This window comes from Streptomyces sp. NPDC039462 (genome assembly GCF_055639375.1).
In genome coordinates this window covers 363,506-379,006 of sequence record NZ_JBVKAO010000009.1, presented here as the reverse complement: position 1 = coordinate 379,006, position 15,501 = coordinate 363,506, and the positions used below count along the sequence as shown (strand labels likewise).

General features: G+C 72.0%; 10 protein-coding genes. 8 read left to right on the top strand and 2 right to left on the bottom strand.

From position 1 onward, the window contains the following. Nucleotides 1-8: 8 nt before the first annotated feature. From ACZ7LU_RS37030 to ACZ7LU_RS37020, 3 genes are all read left to right on the top strand, one after another. Nucleotides 9-515 (top strand): DUF6912 family protein, encoded by a 507-nt coding sequence (locus tag ACZ7LU_RS37030; RefSeq protein ID WP_471919257.1) that lies wholly within the window; start codon nucleotides 9-11, stop codon nucleotides 513-515. Nucleotides 516-868: 353 nt separating this feature from the next. Further along, on the top strand, nucleotides 869-1,540 hold the full coding sequence (locus ACZ7LU_RS37025; RefSeq protein WP_398298406.1) for an HAD family hydrolase: 672 nt from the start codon (nucleotides 869-871) through the stop codon (nucleotides 1,538-1,540). 92 nt (nucleotides 1,541-1,632) lie between these two features. Beyond that, on the top strand, nucleotides 1,633-3,921 hold the full coding sequence (locus ACZ7LU_RS37020; RefSeq protein ID WP_471919256.1) for a helix-turn-helix transcriptional regulator: 2,289 nt from the start codon (nucleotides 1,633-1,635) through the stop codon (nucleotides 3,919-3,921). A 302-nt stretch (nucleotides 3,922-4,223) separates the two neighbouring features. On the opposite strand, the gene ACZ7LU_RS37015 is transcribed toward ACZ7LU_RS37020, so the two are convergent. Beyond that, nucleotides 4,224-4,790, bottom strand: coding sequence for a DJ-1/PfpI family protein (locus tag ACZ7LU_RS37015; protein WP_398298401.1), 567 nt, complete (start codon nucleotides 4,788-4,790; stop codon nucleotides 4,224-4,226). 474 nt (nucleotides 4,791-5,264) lie between these two features. Between ACZ7LU_RS37015 and ACZ7LU_RS37010 the strand changes: the two genes are divergently transcribed. From ACZ7LU_RS37010 to ACZ7LU_RS36990, 5 genes are all read left to right on the top strand, one after another. Continuing rightward, on the top strand, nucleotides 5,265-10,211 hold the full coding sequence (locus ACZ7LU_RS37010) for an NAD-glutamate dehydrogenase (RefSeq protein WP_471919255.1): 4,947 nt from the start codon (nucleotides 5,265-5,267) through the stop codon (nucleotides 10,209-10,211). Between the two features lie 224 nt (nucleotides 10,212-10,435). Beyond that, complete coding sequence (gene manB, locus ACZ7LU_RS37005; protein ID WP_471919254.1) at nucleotides 10,436-11,554, top strand: mannose-1-phosphate guanylyltransferase; 1,119 nt, start codon at nucleotides 10,436-10,438, stop codon at nucleotides 11,552-11,554. A gap of 161 nt (nucleotides 11,555-11,715) precedes the next feature. Continuing rightward, nucleotides 11,716-12,447, top strand: coding sequence for a polyprenol monophosphomannose synthase (locus ACZ7LU_RS37000; protein WP_398298550.1), 732 nt, complete (start codon nucleotides 11,716-11,718; stop codon nucleotides 12,445-12,447). After that, nucleotides 12,444-12,962 carry a GtrA family protein gene (locus tag ACZ7LU_RS36995; protein WP_471919253.1) on the top strand — a complete coding sequence of 173 codons (519 nt, stop codon included), beginning with the start codon at nucleotides 12,444-12,446 and terminating at the stop codon, nucleotides 12,960-12,962. Before ACZ7LU_RS37000 ends, ACZ7LU_RS36995 begins: the two co-directional genes overlap by 4 nt. After that, nucleotides 12,946-14,472, top strand: a complete 1,527-nt coding sequence (locus ACZ7LU_RS36990; protein ID WP_471919252.1) for a hypothetical protein — start codon at nucleotides 12,946-12,948, stop codon at nucleotides 14,470-14,472. The genes ACZ7LU_RS36995 and ACZ7LU_RS36990 overlap by 17 nt, the downstream gene beginning before the upstream one ends. A gap of 21 nt (nucleotides 14,473-14,493) precedes the next feature. Here the strand turns inward: ACZ7LU_RS36990 and ACZ7LU_RS36985 are convergent, their stop codons facing one another. After that, the gene (locus ACZ7LU_RS36985; RefSeq protein ID WP_471919291.1) at nucleotides 14,494-15,006 is read right to left on the bottom strand and encodes a GntR family transcriptional regulator; all 513 of its coding nucleotides are present in this window, start codon (nucleotides 15,004-15,006) and stop codon (nucleotides 14,494-14,496) included. Nucleotides 15,007-15,501: the final 495 nt, after the last annotated feature.

Sequence of the window (15,501 nt, the reverse complement as noted above, 5' to 3'; positions counted from 1 at the left end):
TCAGCCCCATGCGCGTCTACGTTCCCGTGACCCTGCCCCGGCTCGCCGAGGCGTACAAGGCGGGGGAGCTGGGGCCCGGGCCGCTCGTCGCCTATGCCGTCACGCCCGCCCTGCGGGAGTGGTACGTCTCGGACGACATCGAGGAGCTCGAGTACGCGGCGCTGAACCGGGCGGCGATGGCGTCGCTGCGGATGGTCGCGGTGGACTCCGGGGCCGCGCGGTGCCGGGTCGTCCTCGCGGCGGACGTGCCGGACGGGGCCGCCGTCGCCGATCCCGACCGGGGGCTCGATCAGGGGGCGCTCGGCGAGGTGCGGATCGGCGGGGCGCTGCCGCTGGGGAAGGTGGCGGCCGTGCACGTGGACGCGGGGGACGCGGAGGCGGACGTGCGGGCCGCGGTCGAGGCACTGGGGGCGGCGGACCAGGGTGACGACGACGCGCGGTTCGTGGTGGACGGGGTCGAGGACCATGAGCTGCTCTGGTTCGCCACGCAGGAGATCCCCGAGCTGATCCGCTGACGTTTCTGGCGGGGCGCCTTGGGCGGGGTTCGCCTTTGCTTCGTCTGTGGGCCGGGCGGGTTCTGGCGTCGTTCGCCTTGTGCGGGGGTCGCCTTTGCTTCGTCTGTGGGGCGGGGCCGCGGGGGTATGTGCGTACTCGCCATCCCTGCGCCGCGCCTCAAGTCCAAAGACGCCAGAGTGGGCTCGGTGCTCCGTTCGCACATACCCCCACGTCCCCTCGCGAGCGCTCGCGGCTGCGGGCCGGTGGGGGCCGGCCCCGTGACAATCGACCGCGCGGCTGCGGGCCGGTGGGGGCTTGCCCCCGGTCTGGGCGCTCGCGGTCGGTCGCGGGTCGGGGCGGGTAGATTTTCCGCATGGGGAAGTCGGTGCGCGGGGCGCATATCGTGTGGGACTGGAACGGGACGTTGCTGCATGACATCCATGCGGTGATCGAGGCGACGAACGCGTCCTTCGCGGAGCTCGGGCTCGAGGCGATCACGTTGGAGCGGTATCGCGAGCTGTACTGCGTGCCGATTCCGCGGTTCTACGAGCGGCTGATGGGGCGGCTTCCCACCGATGCCGAGTGGCGGGTCATGGACGCCGTCTTCCACAAGCACTACTGGGCACGGGCGGAGGCCTGCGGGCTGGCCGAAGGGGCCGCCGAGCTGCTCGCCGCACGGCGGGACGAGGGGCGTACGCAGTCCTTGTTGTCGCTCGCCCCGCACGACCGGCTGATCCCTTTCGTGCGCCGGCACGGGATCCACGAGTACTTCGTGCGCATCGACGGCCGTACCGACGAGTCGCACGCCGGTAAGGCCGAGCGGATGGTGCGGCACCTCGACGCCTTCGAGGAGCGGCTCGACGTCGATCGGGTCGTCGTCATCGGGGACGCCGTCGACGACGCCGTCGCCGCGGCCCACGTGGGGGCGCGGGCCGTGCTCTACACCGGTGGCTCGCACAGCCGGGCGAGTCTGGAGCTCGCCGGGGTGCCCGTCGTCGACAGCCTGGCGGAGGCTGTCGAGGAGGCGGAGCGGCTCGTCGCCTGAGGGCGGTTGCGGTGATTCCGTTCACGCTCCGCGTCGTTCTGCGTACGCTGAGGTCCGGATCCTCGGGACGACGTGGCGGGGGCGGTATCGCGATGGGTTTCGGCTTCGGGCAGCGGCGGGGCGGGCAACTGCCCGCCGAGTTGACCTCGTTCGTCGGGCGGGTGGACGAACTGGCGCAGGTGCAGGCGGCGTTCGCGTACGCGCGGCTCGTCACGCTGGTCGGGCCGGGAGGTGTCGGCAAGAGCCGTACCGCGCTGCGGGCGGCCGCCGGGCTCGGGGAGCGGTTTCCTGATGGGGTGTGGCTGGCCGAGCTCTCGGCCTTGCGGGACCCGGAGTTGATCCCCGCCACGCTCGCGGCGGTCCTCGAACTGCCGGAGCAGTCCGGGATGGAGCCGCTCGACGCGGTCGTGGCGCATCTGCAGGGGCGGCGGCTGCTCATCGTCCTCGACACCTGCGAGCACCTCGTCGACGCGTGCGCGATGCTCTCCGACATCCTGCTGCGCGAGGCCGCCGACGTGTGCGTGCTCGCGACCAGCAGGCAGCCGCTGGACGTGCCGGGGGAGCACTGCTGTCCCGTGTCGCCGCTCGCGCCGGACGACGCGGTGGAGTTGTTCGCGCAGCGGGCCGCCGGGGTCGTGCCCGGGTTCCGGGTGAGCGACGCCAACCGGGAGCGGCTGCTGGACCTGGTGCATCGGCTCGATTGCATTCCGCTCGCTCTGGAGCTTGCCGCGGTGCGGTTGCGGGTCGTTTCCGTCGAGGAACTCGTGGCGCGGCTCGACGATCGTTTCCAAGTGCTCACCGGGGGGCGGCGCACCGCTCTGTCGCGGCATCAGACGTTGCGTACCGCCATCGACTGGTCCCATGAGCTGTGCACGCCTGACGAGCAGGTGCTGTGGGCCCGGCTCTCGGTCTTCGCCGGGTCCTTCGAGCTGGCGGCGGCCGAGCAGGTGTGCGGGGACGAGGCGTTGCCCGTCGGAGAGGTCCTCGGGCAGTTGATCGGGCTCGTCGACAAGTCGGTGGTGCAGCGGCTCGGGGAGGCCGGGAACCGTTACCGGCTGCTCGACACCCTCCGGGAGTACGGGGCCGAGCGGCTCGGCGAGGTGGAGGACGACGGGGGCGCGGCGCTGCGGGCGCGGCACTTCGCGTACTACCGGGACATGGGGCGGCGCTTCGAGGAGGGGTTCCTGACCGCCGCCCAGCCGGAGCTGCACCGGGCCGTCCGCGCCGAGGCGGCCGGGCTGCGGGCCGCCCTTGAGTACGCGTACGAGACACATGGGCGGGAGCGGGAGGGGCTCCGCCTCGCGGCGCGGCTGTGGCCGCACTGGCGGGCCTCGGGGACGCTCTCCGAAGGCGCGTACTGGATCGAGAAGGGGCTGGAGCGCGTCCCCGAGGACTGTTCGGCGCGGGCGTGGGGACTGCTGGTGACCGGTGCCTTCGGCGTCTGGACCGCGGATCTCGCGACGGCCGTCGAGCGCATGGCGCTCGCGCGGGAGTGCGCGGAGCGTGCGGGCGACGAGGAGGTCGCGCAGTTCGCCGAGGCGTACGGCCAGGGGCTCGCCGCGCTGTGCGGGGACGAGTCGGGCCTTGCGGGGCTCGCGGACGTGCGGCGGCGGATGCTGGAGAGCGACAACCGGCTGGGTCTCGTGGTGATGAGTTGCGAGGGCGCTCTGCTGCGGGCCGTCCTGGGGGACACGGACGGGGCCCTGGAGCTCTGCGCGCAGGGGCTCGACGCGTTGGAGGGGGTCGGTGAGCGGCAGTTCTACGGGTCCACGCTGATGGTGCAGGGGCTGGTGCGGTGGCTCGTGGGGGAGCGCGAGGCGGGGGTCGCGTCGATGTGCCGGGGGCTGGAGGCGGCGGGCGAGGTCGACGAGATCCTCGTCGCCGCGATGTGCTGTCACGGGCTGGCGTGGGCGGCCGCGCGGGAAGGCCGGCACGAGCGGGCCGCCTGGCTGTTCGGGTACGCGGAGAACGCGCGGCGGCTCCAGGGAGACCCGATCGGCATGCTGCCGACGTTGCTGGAGCGGCAGGAGGCCGCGCGGAAGTCGGTGCGGGAGGCGTTGGGCGGCAAGCAGTTCGACCGGTGGCACGCGGTCGGGGCGCGGCTGTCCGGGCAGCAGGTGCTGGAGGCGGTGCGGAGCGGCGCGGACGTGCCGGGGCGGGCGCCGGCTCCGCGGGGGGCCGGGCGGCGGGTGGCGGGTGATGTGCTGACGCGGCGGGAGCGGGAGGTCGCCGCGCTGGTCGCCCAGGGGCTGTCGAACCGGGAGATCGCCGAGCGGCTCGTCATCTCGAAGCGGACCGCGGACGCGCACGTGGAGCACATTCTGGCGAAGCTGGGGGTGGGGTCCCGCACGGAGATCGCGGGGGCGGCCGAAGTGGGGTAGCGGCTCACTCCGGTGCGCTCGCGGCCGGCCGGCAGGTGCTCGCCTGGGCGGGACGTCTGCCCTCGCCGACAAGGGCAGACGCCCGGCGGCCGGGCACGGGGTGCGGTGGGGCGGGTGCCGCCTTGCCACGACAGCCGTGGGGGAATGGACCAGGCACTGTCGGCAGCCCCGCCCCGCGCAGCCCCGTGAACGGCGCAGGACCGAGTCTGTCGGGCGGGTGCGTTTCCTGGCATCGGTATGCCTGAGGATCCGCATACCGATGTACGAGACTCCGTATACCTACCGGAGGGTGTCGCTCCGCATCAGGTGACCGGGGCCTTCGCCCGCAGGACCGTGAGGAACTCCCGCATCCAGCCCGAGTGGTCCGGCCACGCGCGGGACGAGACCAGCGTGCCGTCCACCACGACCTCCGCGTCCTGATAGGTCGCCCCCGCCGCCTGCATGTCCAGTTCGAGCGCCGGGTACGCCGTCACCCTGCGGCCGCTCAGGCCGTCGATCGCGGCGGTGAGGAGCGGGCCGTGGCAGATCTGGGCCACCGGCTTGTCCGCGTCGAAGAAGGACTTGAGGATCTTGCGGAGCTCCGGGTCGTTGCGCAGGTACTCCGGGGCCCGGCCGCCCGGGATCACCAGGGCGGCGTACTGGCCGGGATCCACCTCGGAGAAGGCGAGGTCCGCGGGCCAGGTGTAGCCCGGCTTCTCCGTGTAGGTGTCGAAGCCCGGCTCGAAGTCGTGGATCACCAGGCGCAGTTTCTTGCGGGCGGGGGCGGCTATGTGGACGTCGTAGCCCTCCTCGCGCAGCCGCTGGTAGGGGTAGAGGACTTCGAGTGACTCCGCCGCGTCGCCGGTCACCATCAGGATCTTCGCTGCCATCTTGCCGCGCTCCCCTCGGACGGGCGCTGCCGCTGTCGGCCGGCCCCTCCCGTCAACGTGCCCGCGCGCCGGCCGTTTGCCAAGAGGGGGTGGCGGCCGGGGTCACTGTGCAGACTGTCAAAGTTCCACCCCTGCTTTTGTACACATACGGCTCATGACGGCTTCCGGGTCGGGAGCGATAGCCTTGACCCGTGATCAGCGCGATATCCCGCGGGGGCATGGACGCCCCCGCTCTGCGCCCGGGGAACACGGTGGACAACCGTGCCCGGGGCCTCGCTGACGCTTCTTCGCGGTGCGGCCGGACCGGCCGGGCATGCCATCCGTCAGCGGAACCGCTGAAAATGGCGGAAAGCCGACCGCTCTTCCCGCACCGCGGCATAACGTCGATTCCGGCCGGAGACCCCGGGCCGCGACGTCACGGCACATCACTTCCTTCTACGTCACGCAATGGCGCGCGACAGGAGTCAGAGGACAATGCAGACCAAGCTGGACGAAGCCAAGGCCGAGCTGCTCGCGAGGGCCGCCCGGGTCGCTGAGAACAGCCCGGTCGGAGGGCGCCTGCCGAGCGGTGCACCGACCGGGACGACGAGCGAGGCCACGCCGGACCAGGACACGGCTCTCGCGTTCCTCCAGCGCTACTACCTGCACACCGCCCCCGAGGACCTGGCCGACCGCGACCCGGTCGACGTCTTCGGAGCCGCCTTCTCGCACTACCGGCTCGCCGAGAACCGGCCCCAGGGGACGGCCAACGTGCGGGTCCACACCCCGACGGTCGAGGAGAACGGCTGGACCTGCAGCCACTCCGTCGTCGAGGTGGTCACCGACGACATGCCCTTCCTCGTCGACTCCGTCACCAACGAGCTGTCCCGGCAGGGGCGCGGCATCCACGTCGTGATCCACCCGCAGGTCATCGTGCGGCGTGACGTGACCGGAAAGCTCCTGGAGGTGCTGACCGAGGGGGCCGGTGGCGAGCGGCCGCACGACGCGCTCGTCGAGTCGTGGATCCACGTCGAGATGGACCGCGAGACGGACCGCGCCGACCTGAAGCAGATCACCGCCGACCTGCTGCGGATCCTCAGCGACGTGCGGGAGACCGTCGAGGACTGGGAGAAGATGCGCGACGCCGCGCTGCGCATCGCCGACGAGCTGCCCACCGAGCCGACCGCGGGGGACCTGCCCGACCAGGAGGTCGAGGAGGCCCGCGAGCTGCTGCGCTGGCTCGCCGACAACCACTTCACGTTCCTGGGCTTCCGTGAGTACGACCTCACGGACGACGACTCCCTCGCCGCCGTCCCCGGCACCGGCCTCGGCATCCTGCGCGCCGACCCGAAGCACGACAGCGACGACCACCACCCGGTGAGCCCGTCCTTCAACCGGCTGCCCGCCGACGCGCGCGCCAAGGCCCGTGAGCACCGGCTCCTCGTGCTGACGAAGGCCAACAGCCGGGCGACGGTGCACCGGCCCAGCTACCTCGACTACGTCGGCGTGAAGAAGTTCGACGCCGAGGGCAATGTGGTGGGGGAGCGGCGCTTCCTCGGGCTCTTCTCGTCCGCCGCGTACACCGAGTCCGTGCGCCGCGTGCCCGTCATTCGCCGCAAGGTCGCGGAGGTGCTCAAGGGCGCCGGGTTCTCGGCCAACAGCCACGACGGGCGCGACCTGCTCCAGATCCTGGAGACGTACCCGCGTGACGAGCTCTTCCAGACGCCCGCCGACGAGCTGCGGGCCATCGTCACGAGCGTCCTCTACCTCCAGGAGCGCCGCCGGCTGCGGCTCTACCTGCGCAAGGACGAGTACGGGCGCTACTACTCCGCCCTCGTCTACCTGCCGCGCGACCGCTACACCACCGGCGTCCGGCTGCGGATCATCGACATCCTCAAGGAGGAGCTGAACGGCGCAAGCGTCGACTTCACCGCCTGGAACACCGAGTCGATCCTCTCCCGCATCCACTTCGTGGTCCGGGTGCCCAAGGGCGGCGAGGTCCCCGACCTCTCCGAAGCCGACGTCGAGCGTATCGAGGGGCGGCTCGTCGACGCCGCCCGCTCCTGGGCCGACGGCTTCGCCGAGGCGCTGACCGCCGAGTGCGGCGAGGAGCGCGCCGCCGAACTGCTCCGCCGGTACGGGAGCGCCTTCCCCGAGGGCTACAAGGCCGACCACACGCCGCGCGCCGCCGTCGCCGACCTCCAGCACCTGGAGCAGCTCGGCCACGACGACAAGGACTTCGCCCTCTCCCTGTACGAGCCGGTGGGCGCCGCCCCCGGCGAGCGCCGCTTCAAGATCTACCGCACCGGTGAGCAGGTCTCCCTCTCCGCCGTGCTGCCCGTGCTGCAGCGCCTCGGCGTCGAGGTCACCGACGAGCGTCCGTACGAGCTGCGCTGCGCGGACCGTACGCACGCGTGGATCTACGACTTCGGGCTCCGCATGCCCAAGTCCCCGAACGGCAACGGCGACTACCTCGGCGACGACGGCCGCGAGCGCTTCCAGGAGGCCTTCGCCGCCGCCTGGACCGGTGCCGCCGAGGTCGACGGGTTCAACTCGCTGGTCCTGCGCGCCGGGCTCAACTGGCGTCAGGCCATGGTCCTGCGGGCCTACGCGAAGTACCTGCGCCAGGCCGGTTCGACGTTCAGCCAGGACTACATGGAGGACACCCTCCGCAACAACGTCCACACCACGCGGCTGCTCGTCTCGCTCTTCGAGGCGCGGATGTCGCCGGACCGCCAGCGCGCCGGGACCGAGCTGACCGACGGGCTCCTGGAGGAGCTGGACGGCGCGCTCGACCAGGTCGCGTCGCTGGACGAGGACCGCATCCTGCGCTCCTTCCTCACCGTCATCAAGGCGACGCTGCGGACGAACTTCTTCCAGACGGCGGAGAGCGGCAAGCCGCACAACTACGTCTCCATGAAGTTCGACCCGCAGGCCATCCCCGACCTGCCGGCGCCCCGTCCCGCGTACGAGATCTGGGTGTACTCGCCCCGTGTCGAGGGTGTCCACCTGCGGTTCGGCAAGGTGGCGCGCGGCGGACTGCGCTGGTCCGACCGGAAGGAAGACTTCCGGACCGAGATCTTGGGCCTCGTCAAGGCGCAGATGGTCAAGAACACCGTCATCGTGCCCGTCGGCGCCAAGGGCGGCTTCGTCGCCAAGCAGCTGCCCGACCCGTCCGTGGACCGCGACGCGTGGCTGGCGGAGGGTGTCGCCTGCTACAAGACGTTCATCTCGGCGCTGCTCGACATCACCGACAACCTGGTCGCGGGCGAGGTCGTGCCGCCGGCCGACGTGGTGCGCCACGACGAGGACGACACGTACCTCGTCGTCGCCGCCGACAAGGGCACCGCGACGTTCTCGGACATCGCCAACCAGGTCGCGGAGTCGTACGACTTCTGGCTCGGCGACGCCTTCGCCTCCGGTGGCTCCGCGGGCTACGACCACAAGGGCATGGGCATCACCGCCCGCGGCGCCTGGGAGTCCGTCAAGCGGCACTTCCGGGAGCTGGGCTGCGACACCCAGTCCGAGGACTTCACGGTCGTCGGCGTCGGCGACATGTCCGGTGACGTGTTCGGCAACGGCATGCTGCTCTCCGAGCACATCAGGCTCGTCGCGGCATTCGACCACCGGCACATCTTCATCGACCCGAAGCCGGACGCCGCCACCTCGTACGCGGAGCGCCGCCGCCTCTTCGAGCTGCCGCGCTCCTCCTGGGCCGACTACGACAAGGAGCTGCTCTCCGCGGGCGGCGGCATCTTCCCGCGCAGCGCCAAGGCGATCCAGCTCAACGCCCAGATCCGCGAGGCGCTCGGCATCGAGGGCAAGGTCGCCAAGATGACCCCGGCCGACCTGATGAAGGCCATCCTCCAGGCGCCGGTCGACCTGCTGTGGAACGGCGGCATCGGTACGTACGTGAAGTCGTCGGCCGAGTCGAACGCCGACGTCGGCGACAAGGCCAACGACGCGATCCGCGTGGACGGCCAGGACCTGCGCGTCAAGGTCGTCGGCGAGGGCGGCAACCTCGGCCTCACCCAGCTGGGCCGCATCGAGTTCGCGCGCGCCGGCGGCCGCATCAACACCGACGCCATCGACAACAGCGCGGGCGTGGACACCTCCGACCACGAGGTGAACATCAAGATCCTGCTCAACGCGGTGGTGGCCAACGGCGACATGACGGTCAAGCAGCGCAACAAGCTGCTCGCCGAAATGACCGACGAGGTCGGCCAGTTGGTGCTCCGCAACAACTACGCGCAGAACACCGCGCTCGCCAACGCCGTCGCCCAGTCGTCGTCCCTGCTCCACGCCCACCAGCGCTTCATGCGCAGGCTCGGCAAGCAGGGCCACCTCGACCGGGGTCTGGAGTTCCTGCCGAACGACCGGCAGATCCGCGAGCTGCTCAACTCCGGCCGCGGCCTCTCCCAGCCCGAGCTCGCCGTGCTCCTCGCCTACACGAAGATCACGGCCGCGGACGAGCTGATCCAGACGACGCTGCCCGACGACGCGTATCTGCGGCGGCTGCTGCACGCGTACTTCCCGAAGGCCCTGCACGAGAAGTTCCCCGAGCAGGTCGACGGGCACGCGCTGCGCCGCGAGATCATCACGACCGTGCTGGTCAACGACACGGTGAACACCGGTGGTTCGACCTTCCTGCACCGGCTGCGCGAGGAGACCGGCGCCTCGCTGGAGGAGATCGTGCGGGCGCAGCTCGCCGCCCGCGAGATCTTCGGCCTGAGCGAGGTGTGGGACGCGGTCGAGGCGCTCGACAACGTCGTGGCCGCCGACGTCCAGACCCGGGTCAGGCTGCACTCGCGGCGCCTCGTCGAGCGCGGCTCGCGCTGGCTGCTCAACAACCGGCCGCAGCCGCTGCAGCTCGCCGAGACGATCGACTTCTTCAGCAAGGGCGTCGCCGAGGTCTGGGCCGAGCTGCCGCAGCTCCTTCGCGGCTCGGACCTGGAGTGGTACCAGGGCATCCGCGACGAGCTGACCGGCGCGGGCGTGCCCGCCGAGCTCGCGCAGCGCGTCGCCGGGTTCTCGTCCGCCTTCCCGGCGCTCGACATCGTCGCCGTCGCCGAGCGGACGGGCAAGGAGCCGATGGCGGTCGCCGAGGTGTACTACGACCTCGCCGACCGGCTCCGCATCACCCAGCTCATGGACCGCATCATCGAGCTGCCGCGGGCCGACCGCTGGCAGTCCATGGCGCGCGCCTCCATCCGCGAGGACCTGTACGCCGCGCACGCCGCGCTCACCGCGGACGTCCTCGCCGTCGGCAACGGCGCCTCCACGCCGGAGCAGCGCTTCAAGGCGTGGGAGGAGAAGAACGCCCCGATCCTGAGCCGGGCGCGGACGACCCTGGAGGAGATCCAGAGCTCGGACGCGTTCGACCTGGCGAACCTGTCGGTGGCGATGCGGACGATGCGGACGTTGCTGCGCACGCATTCGTAGTTTCTGTTAAAGGGGGCGCCCCGGGCCGTTTTCGGCCCGGGGCGCCCCCTTGCGCGTGGCGGAGTGCGCCGTGAGCGGATTGGTTGCTTCCGCGGCGCGGAACGGGTGATGACATTCGCCATGCCTCGCCATACCCCATCAATTCAGACATTCGGTCTAAGGTGGGTGAGATTGTCTGATGGCGGTACGAGATCCGATGCGCAGGGAAGGTCGCGAGCGAGGCGATGACGGAAGCCATTCTGCTGGCCGGCGGGCAGGGCACCCGGCTGCGGCCGGTCACGGTCCATACGCCGAAGCCGATGGTCCCGGCGGCCGGGGTCCCGTTCCTCGCGCACCAGCTCGCCCGCCTCGCGGCCGCCGGCGTCGACCACGTCGTGCTGGCCACCTGCCATCTCGCGGAGGTCTTCGAACCGTACTTCGGGGACGGGGCGGCGTACGGCCTGGAACTGGAGTACGCCGTCGAGGACGCGCCCCTCGGCACCGGCGGCGCCATCCGCCACGCCGGGCGGCGCCTGCGGTCCGGCAGCGACGAGCCCGTCCTTGTCCTCAATGGCGACATCCTCAGCGGCGTCGACATCCGCGGCCTCGTCGCGGCCCACCGGGAGCGCGGCGCCGACGTCACGCTCCACCTCGCCCGCGTCGACGACCCCCGGGCCTTCGGACTCGTGCCGACGGACGCCGACGGGCGCGTGCTCGCCTTCACCGAGAAGCCGCGGACGCCCGAGGAGATCGTCACCGACCAGATCAACGCGGGCGCCTACGTGTTCCGGCGGTCCGTCATCGACGCGATCCCCGGGGGACGCGCCGTCTCCGTGGAGCGGGAGACGTTTCCGGGACTGCTCGCCTCGGGCGCGTATCTGCACGGCCTGGTCGAGGACGCCTACTGGCTGGACCTCGGCCGCCCCGAAGCGCTCGTCCAGGCCTCCGCCGATCTCGTACGCGGCGTCATCCACTCGCCCGCCCTGCCGGGGGAGCGGGGCGAGGCGCTCGTCCTGCCCGGCGCCCACGTCGCGCCGGACGCCGGCCTCGCCGCGGGCACCGTCGTCGGCGCCGGGGCCCGCATCGGGGCGGGAGCGGTCGTGCACGGCTCGGTCGTGCTCGACGGGGCGGAGGTGGGGGCAGGCGCCGACATCCGCCGGAGCCTGATCGGCGTGCGGGCCCGTGTCGGGCGCCGCACCGTCCTGGAAGGCGCGGTCGTCGGGGACGGCGCGCGCGTGGGGGCCGACAACGAACTGCGGACCGGGGCGCGGGTGTGGTGCGAGGCGGTGCTGCCCGACGCGGCGCTCCGCTTCTCGCCGGACGTCCCCCACGCATCGCCGACCATCGAAGGGCTTGAGCAGTGACAGTGAACCTCCCCCAGGACATGCCGGAGCACGGCTCGGGGCGCGGTGCCGTGGAGCACGGCTCGGAGCGCGGTGCCTTGGAGCACGGCTCGGGGCAGCTCTCCGAGAGCCTCGCCGCCCGGCTGCCCGAGGCGTGGGCCGCGACGCCGCTGACCGTCGTCATGCCGACGTACAACGAAGCGGGCAGTCTGCCCGGCATGGCCGAGGCCCTGATGGCGCTCCCGCTGCCCGGCCTGCGCCTCCTCGTCGTCGACGACTCCAGCCCGGACGGCACCGGCGACATCGCCGAACGCTTCGCCGAGCGGTACGGCAGTGCCCGCATGAGCGTCCTGCACCGCACCGAGAAGGACGGCCTCGGCCGCGCCTATGCGGCGGGCATGGCGCGGGCCGTCGCCGAGGGCGCGCACTACGTCCTCCAGATGGACGCCGACGGCAGCCACCCCGTGGAGAAGGCCGCCGAACTCCTCGGCGTCGCCCTCGCCACGGACGCGGGCGTCGTCGTCGGCAGCCGGTACGTCCAGGGCGGCACGCTCTCCGACGCGTGGGGCGCCCACCGCAAACTGCTCTCCCGCTGGGCCAACGCGTACGCGGGCACCATCCTCGGCACTCGCGTCCGCGACATCACCGGCGGCTTCAACCTGTGGCGCGCCGACGCCCTGCGCGCCATCGACCTCGCCTCCGTGAACAGCGCGGGCTACAGCTTCCAGGTCGAGATGAAGTACCGGGCGCTGCGCCGCGGCTACGGCGTCATGGAGGTGCCGATCCACTTCGAGGACCGCACGGTCGGCGAGTCGAAGATGAACCTGATGGTGCAGCTGGAGTCGGTCGTCATGCCGTGGAAGCTGCGGCTCGACGGGAGAGCGGGCGGACGGGGCACGGGGGTGCGCGGATGACGGCCCCCGCCTCCACTCTGACGGAAGCCCCGTCCGCCGCGACCACTGTGGGGCCGGCCGCCCCCGCGCCGTCCCCCGCCGCTCCGTCCACCCTCGCGCGGCTGCGCGGGCTGGTCCTGGAGGTCGTGAAGTTCGGTGTGGTCGGCGGCAGCGGTGTCGCCGTGAACCTCGTCGTCTTCAACCTCCTCCTGCACGGCTTCGCCGCCTCGGGCGCGATGACGGCGACGGTGCTGGCCAGCTGCGTCGCCATGGGCACGAACTACCTCGGCTTCCGCTTCTTCGCCTACCGCGACCGTGCCTCGCGCACCAAGCGGCAGATCGCGCTCTTCTTCGCGTTCAGCGGGATCGGCGTGGTGATGGAGAGCGTCCTGTTCTACGCGGCGTACCACGGGGCGGGCATGAGCGGGCCGCTCGGCTCGAACATCGCCAAGGCCCTGTCGATCGTCCTCGCCTCGGCGTTCCGCTTCCTGGTCTACCGGACGTGGGTCTTCCAGCACGATGCGCGTCGCCACTAAGGGGGTCATACGGGGAGCGGCCAGAGGGGGCGTCCAGGGAGCGGTCAGAGGGTGCGTCCGGGGAGCGGCGCTCCTCGTCCTTGCCCTGCTGCTCCTCGTGATCGTGCGCCTGCCCTGGGCGGGCGACCTGGGCATCCACGCGGCGACCGTCGAACGCCTGCGCCACGACCTGGCCGACCCGGGCAACCCGCTGGTCGACGCCGACACCCCGAGCCCGTACTACTCGCCCTGGATGCTGCTGCTCGGCTGCCTGGCCAAGGCGACGGGGCTCGGCACGTTCGTGGTGCTGAGGGTGGCCGCGCTGGTGGGGCTTGCTCTGCTGGTCACGGGGGTTCGGCACTTCGTACGCACGCTGAGCGCCCGGCGGGGCGCGCCGGCCCTGGCCCTGCTCTGCCTGCTCCTGCTCTGGGGTCCGGGGCTCTTCAACTGGAGCGGTTTCCTCGGCCTGAACTCCCTGGCCCTGACGGTCTCCTACCCGAGTACGTTCGCGCTCGGGCTCTCCTTCCACTTGTGGGCGCTGCTGCGGAAGGCTCTGCGCGGGGACGGGGCGGGGTGGTCGGCCTTTCTTGGCCTCGGGGCGCTGTGGGCGGTGACGTTGCTGAGTCACCAGTTCACGGGTGTGGTCGCGTCGTTCGGGGCGCTGGCGATGGTGCTCGGGGCCCGGCCGTGGCCGACGCGGGCGGTGCTGGCGCGGCTGGCCGGTGGCTTGGGCGTGGGGCTCGTGGCGCTGGCGATCTGGCCCTACTACTCCTTCTTCGACCTCTTCGGAGTGGGCGGTCTTGAGGAGATCCACCGCTCGCTCTACCGGAACCTGCTGCCGCACTTCGGTCTCGCCCTGCTGGGCGTGGCCGCGCTGGCGCTGCGCCTGAGACGGGATCGCCGGGACCCGCTGGTCCTGTTCTTCCTCCTCGGCGCGGCGATGTTCGCGGCGGGCGGCCTGACCGGCCACTACTCGTGGGGCAGGGTGTTGCCGGCGGCCCTGATCCCGGCGCAGGTGGCGGCGGCGCTGGAGGTCTTCGAGGCGGGACGGACGGGCGTGCGGCGCGTCTTCGCGGGGGTGCTGGGGGTGGCGCTGCTCGCCGGGGCGTGGACGCAGGCGGGGACGCTGGGATATGTGGTGCCGAAGGGTGCCCTGCCCGGCCCGGTGGCCGCCAAGTACAAGGCCCCGTGGACGGGTTACGACTGGCTGGCGCCGCAGGTGAAGTACGGCGACGTGGTGCTGGCGAAGACGTTTCCCTCCCGCCAGATCCCGGCGTACGGCCCCTACACGGTCGCCCCCGGCTACCCGGACTTCTTCCTGCCGGACCAGGAGGAGCGGTTGGCCGCGGTACGGGACTACTTCGCACCGGGTACGTCCCGTGCGGGGAGGCTGGCTGTTCTGCACCGTTACGGGGTGCGCTGGATCGTGCAGTACCCGGGGGACGGGGGCTTGGGGGCGGGCGACCCCGCCCTCCGCCGGGCGGGGGTCGGGCCCAAGGGGCAGGTGCTGTACGAGGTGGTGCGGGGTTGAGCCCGCCCGTGTGGGGCGCTGTCACCCGATCCTGATCTCGTAGCGGAGCTGTTGGCGGTGTGCGGGCATGAGCATCAGGTCGGCCTGGAGTGGGTTTCCTCGGGCGTCCAGCGTCACTCGGCTCAGCCGGAGGACCGGTTCGTCCGGACCCAGGCGCAGGGCTTCGCGTTCGTCGGCGTCGGGCATACGGGCGGTCACGTCCTCGCGGACGCGTACGCCGACGTGACCGAGGGCGGCGAGGAGGGTCACGGCTCCGCCGCGGATCTTGCCGGTCTCGGCGAGGGGTGTGCCGCGGGCGATGTCGACGGGGTAGTAGGTGTCCGTCAGTTCGCAGGTTGCGCCGTCGAGTTCGATGATGCGGCGGCGGACGATGACCGGGTCTCCGGTGGTCAGCCCGAGCAGCTCGGCCACGTCGTCCGGGGCTGGGACCTCGCCCGCGTGGGTGATTCGCTGGGTGCCCTTGCCTCCGCGTGCGGCGGCCTCCTCGCCCCAGGCGTCGGACTGCCCCTCCGCACGGGGCTTGAGATACGGCATCGAGGTACTGACCCACGTGCTGTCGCTGTCGCTCACGGTGTCCTCCTGGGTGCCCGGTTCGTCCGCGGCGACTTCGCTGCCGCACGGCATGCGCAGCAAATCACGTGCCGTGGCTTGACCTTGCCTTGCCTGGCCTGGTCTCGCCTCGCCTGCCCTGGCGTGGGCGGGTGCGCTCCTTGGCCGTGGGGCCGTCGCGGGGTGGGAGGGGGCCAATGGGGTGGTTGGCCTGCCCCGTCGCGGTGGGGGGGAGCGGCGCCTCGGCCGTGGCGGCGCGGGGGCAGTTCTGTCACGGCCGTCGCGGCGTGAGGGGACCCCTGCCTCGGTTGTCGCGGCGTGAAGGGGCCTGCCGCGGTCGTCGCGCTGTGGGGGGGGGTGCTGCCCCCGGCCGGCACGGCGTGAGGCGGCACCGCCCGGCCGTCATGGCTGGGCAGTCCCGCCGTGGCTTGAGAGGGGAGCCCCGCCCTCGTCCCCACGGCGTGAGGGAACCCTGCCTCG

Coding starts and splice junctions, on each gene's coding strand:
- ACZ7LU_RS37030 (WP_471919257.1), top strand. CDS start 9: ATGCGCGTCTACGTTCCCGTGACCCTGCCCCGGCTCGCCGAGGCGTAC.
- ACZ7LU_RS37025 (WP_398298406.1), top strand. CDS start 869: ATGGGGAAGTCGGTGCGCGGGGCGCATATCGTGTGGGACTGGAACGGG.
- ACZ7LU_RS37020 (WP_471919256.1), top strand. CDS start 1,633: ATGGGTTTCGGCTTCGGGCAGCGGCGGGGCGGGCAACTGCCCGCCGAG.
- ACZ7LU_RS37015 (WP_398298401.1), bottom strand. CDS start 4,790: ATGGCAGCGAAGATCCTGATGGTGACCGGCGACGCGGCGGAGTCACTC.
- ACZ7LU_RS37010 (WP_471919255.1), top strand. CDS start 5,265: ATGCAGACCAAGCTGGACGAAGCCAAGGCCGAGCTGCTCGCGAGGGCC.
- manB (WP_471919254.1), top strand. CDS start 10,436: ATGACGGAAGCCATTCTGCTGGCCGGCGGGCAGGGCACCCGGCTGCGG.
- ACZ7LU_RS37000 (WP_398298550.1), top strand. CDS start 11,716: ATGCCGACGTACAACGAAGCGGGCAGTCTGCCCGGCATGGCCGAGGCC.
- ACZ7LU_RS36995 (WP_471919253.1), top strand. CDS start 12,444: ATGACGGCCCCCGCCTCCACTCTGACGGAAGCCCCGTCCGCCGCGACC.
- ACZ7LU_RS36990 (WP_471919252.1), top strand. CDS start 12,946: ATGCGCGTCGCCACTAAGGGGGTCATACGGGGAGCGGCCAGAGGGGGC.
- ACZ7LU_RS36985 (WP_471919291.1), bottom strand. CDS start 15,006: ATGCCGTATCTCAAGCCCCGTGCGGAGGGGCAGTCCGACGCCTGGGGC.